This is a genomic window from Coleofasciculus sp. FACHB-712, from assembly GCF_014695635.1.
In the GTDB taxonomy this organism is placed as follows: domain Bacteria; phylum Cyanobacteriota; class Cyanobacteriia; order Cyanobacteriales; family FACHB-T130; genus FACHB-T130.
In genome coordinates, this window is sequence record NZ_JACJOQ010000573.1 from 1 (window position 1) to 2810 (window position 2810).

3 protein-coding genes are annotated in these 2810 nt (G+C 44.5%); 1 reads left to right on the top strand and 2 read right to left on the bottom strand.

The genetic code is table 11. The features are described 5' to 3' along the window. Positions 1-396, top strand: a 396-nt coding sequence (locus H6F50_RS20710; RefSeq protein WP_190429555.1) for a tetratricopeptide repeat protein, incomplete at its 5' end; no start/stop codon positions are given. A 61-nt stretch (positions 397-457) separates the two neighbouring features. Here H6F50_RS20710 and H6F50_RS20715 read toward each other — a convergent pair. Together H6F50_RS20715 and H6F50_RS20720 are read right to left on the bottom strand one after the other, a co-directional pair. Next, positions 458-1156: an NAD-binding protein gene (locus tag H6F50_RS20715; protein ID WP_190414647.1), complete on the bottom strand. Its 699-nt coding sequence runs from the start codon at positions 1154-1156 to the stop codon at positions 458-460. Positions 1157-1336: 180 nt separating this feature from the next. Then, positions 1337-2671, bottom strand: a complete 1335-nt coding sequence (locus H6F50_RS20720; RefSeq protein ID WP_190414646.1) for a TrkH family potassium uptake protein — start codon at positions 2669-2671, stop codon at positions 1337-1339. Between the last annotated feature and the right edge of the window lie 139 nt (positions 2672-2810).

A 2810-nucleotide genomic window follows, 5' to 3' on the forward strand; every position in this document is an offset into this window, starting at 1 on the left:
AAGCAGGCGGTGCGTCTCAATCCCAATGATGGCGACGCTTATCAACAATTGGGAGCAATGCTGTTAAAGGAGAACCAGGTCAAAGATGCAGCTGCGGCATTGAGGGAAGCCAAGCGCCTCAACCCAAATGATGCCGTGACTCTTTATAATCTGGGCGTGGCTCTGCAACGGCAAGGTCTGCTAGCGGAAGCGATCGCGAATTACCAAGAAGCGATTGTCCTCAATTCCACTCTAGCAGATGCCTTTTTTAACTTGGGAGTAACGCTGCAACAAACTGGACGACGCGAAGAGGCAATCCCCTTTCTTTTTCAAGCTAAAACGCTATTCAATCAGCAGGGGAATGCAGACAAAATTGACCAGATTAACCAATTTCTACAGCAGTTAGGGGCTTCTTGAATTAAAAATTAAAAATTAAAAATTAAAAAAATATCTTGATTAATTTTTAATTTTTAATTTCTTAAATGGGTAGGCGATTAATGTCTTTGTTGGAACCAATCACAACCATTGCGGCTCCCTTATAGAGTCGATGGTTGGGATTGGGATTAATTTCAAACTTGCCATTGTGACTGACTGCTAGCAGATTTAAACCATAGCGGCTGCGAAGTTGTAGTTCAGAGATGGTTTTGCCGTGAAAATCGTCTGGAATAATAATTTCTACAATACTGTTATCAACGTCCAGATCGAATCGATCTAAAATAGCTGGTTTAGTCAGCGATCGCGCTAACGTACACCCCATTTCATGCTCTGGAAATACCACATGATCTGCCCCGACTTTTGTCAGGAGTTTCATATGGATTTCCGAGGATGCTTTTGCTACCACATGAGTCACCCCGCCTTCCTTCAGATTCAGGGTCGTTACCACGCTAGCTTCGAGATAATTCCCAATCGCCACAATCACCGTATCAAAATCAAAAATTCCTCCCTCTTTAAGGGCAGCGGGTTCAGTCGAGTCCAGCTGCAAGGCATGGGAAGCGATTTGATCGGTCAAAACTTGGGCGACTCTCTTTTCCTCGGCGTCAATACCCAGCACTTCGTAGCCCAGATGGTGTAAGGTCGAGCAGACGCCACGACCAAAACGACCTAACCCAATGACTGCGAATTGATTCTTGGTATTAGTGCTGAGACTGCGAAAAAAGTTTAAAGATGATAAGTTCACAAATAAACTCCGAACTGACTCATTGAGTTAGGGATCATTCGTCGAAAACAATTGTTGGTTTAAACCGACCTTTTAACTTTCAACCTTTTAATCTACAAGCTGCAATTGGGTCACAAACAACTGACAAAAAGCTTAAAGATTACTCAGGTTCTAGCTTATCAAGCATCGGGAATGCGATCGCTATCCGACCAACAAATTCTCCTCCGGATAGCGGATAATGCTGGGGCTGGGATTTCCCAGAATCGCTGACATCAGGAGCAAAACTCCCACCCGACCGATGTACATGGTGGCAATCAATACCAGTTTTGCGAAAACTGAAATGCTCGCTGTAATCCCAGTAGAAAGTCCAACAGTAGCGAAGGCTGAAACAACCTCCAATAAAATTTGGATAAACGCCAATTGTGGATCGCTTATCGCAATTAAAGTGGTGGAACCAATGACCACCAGAAGCGAACCAACTGTCACCCCAGTCGCTTTCACAATTAGCGCCTTCGGGATTTGGCGCTGGTAAGAAACTACTTCTTCCTTCCCTTGTAATGCTGAAAAAGTAGAACTCAGTAAGACCCTTGTTGTCGTGGTTTTAATTCCGCCGCCGGTACTGCCAGGATTTGTCCCAATAAACATTAAGGCAACGGTAATAAAAAGAGACGCTTCGGTCAATTTCCCGATATCAATGGTATTAAAACCAGCCGTTCGAGGTGTTACCGATTGAAACCAAGCCGCCATAAGCTTCTCAGGGAAACTAAGTGGGCCAAAGGTTTGTGGATTGTTGAATTCTGTAAACAAAAAGAGAATTGTTCCCAGGATGAGGAGAAAGAGAGTGGTCGTGGTAGCAATCTTAAAGTTGAGAGAAAAGACTACACAAGCTTGACTTTTGGATAAGCGATCGCGCGTCCATAAATACGCTTCCATAATCACTTCATAGCCAATCCCACCCAAAATAATCAAGGCAGTGACAATCAGGTTGAGCAAAGGCGATCGCACATATTGCATCAAATTATCTGAAAACAAGCCAAAGCCTGCATTATTAAAAGCATTCACACTATGAAAAATCGATAGCCAAAGACCGCGATCCAACCCGTAGTCGGGTACAAACACCAGCATCAGTAAAAAGATGCCAGTAATTTCAATAATCAGCGTTGTGGCAATGATTGAGCGTACCAAGTCCACCACACCAGCTAATCCTGGCTTGTCGAGCGATTGTTGAATCGCTATCTTGTCTCGCAGTCCAAACTTGCGTCCTAGCAACAGCAACAGGCACGTCGTTGCCGTCATGTAGCCCAATCCGCCTACCTGAACCAGCAAGACAAGGAACAATTGTCCCCAAAACGAATAAAATTTCCCCACATCGACCACCGATAAACCAGTTACGCAGACCGCAGACGTGGCAGTAAATAGCGCGATTATCGGATTGCTCCAACTGCCGTCACTGGTTGAAAACGGCAGCATCAGTAAAATCGTTCCCAAAGTGACGAGGGCAAGAAATCCCAAGCAAATAGTTCGGGCAACAGTCATGGTCTAGGGGTCTATCAGGAAAAGTCTTTTTAGAGCTTACTGCTTTCCGAGTTCTGGTAGGCTAATTTTCAGCAACACCGCCTGAAAATTTCATGACTTCAACTCTTTATCAGCAAATTCAGCAGTTCTACGACGCTTC

Bases quoted from the DNA above. Each gene is read 5' to 3' on its own strand.
- H6F50_RS20720 (WP_190414646.1), bottom strand. From the start codon at position 2,671: ATGACTGTTGCCCGAACTATTTGCTTGGGATTTCTTGCCCTCGTCACT.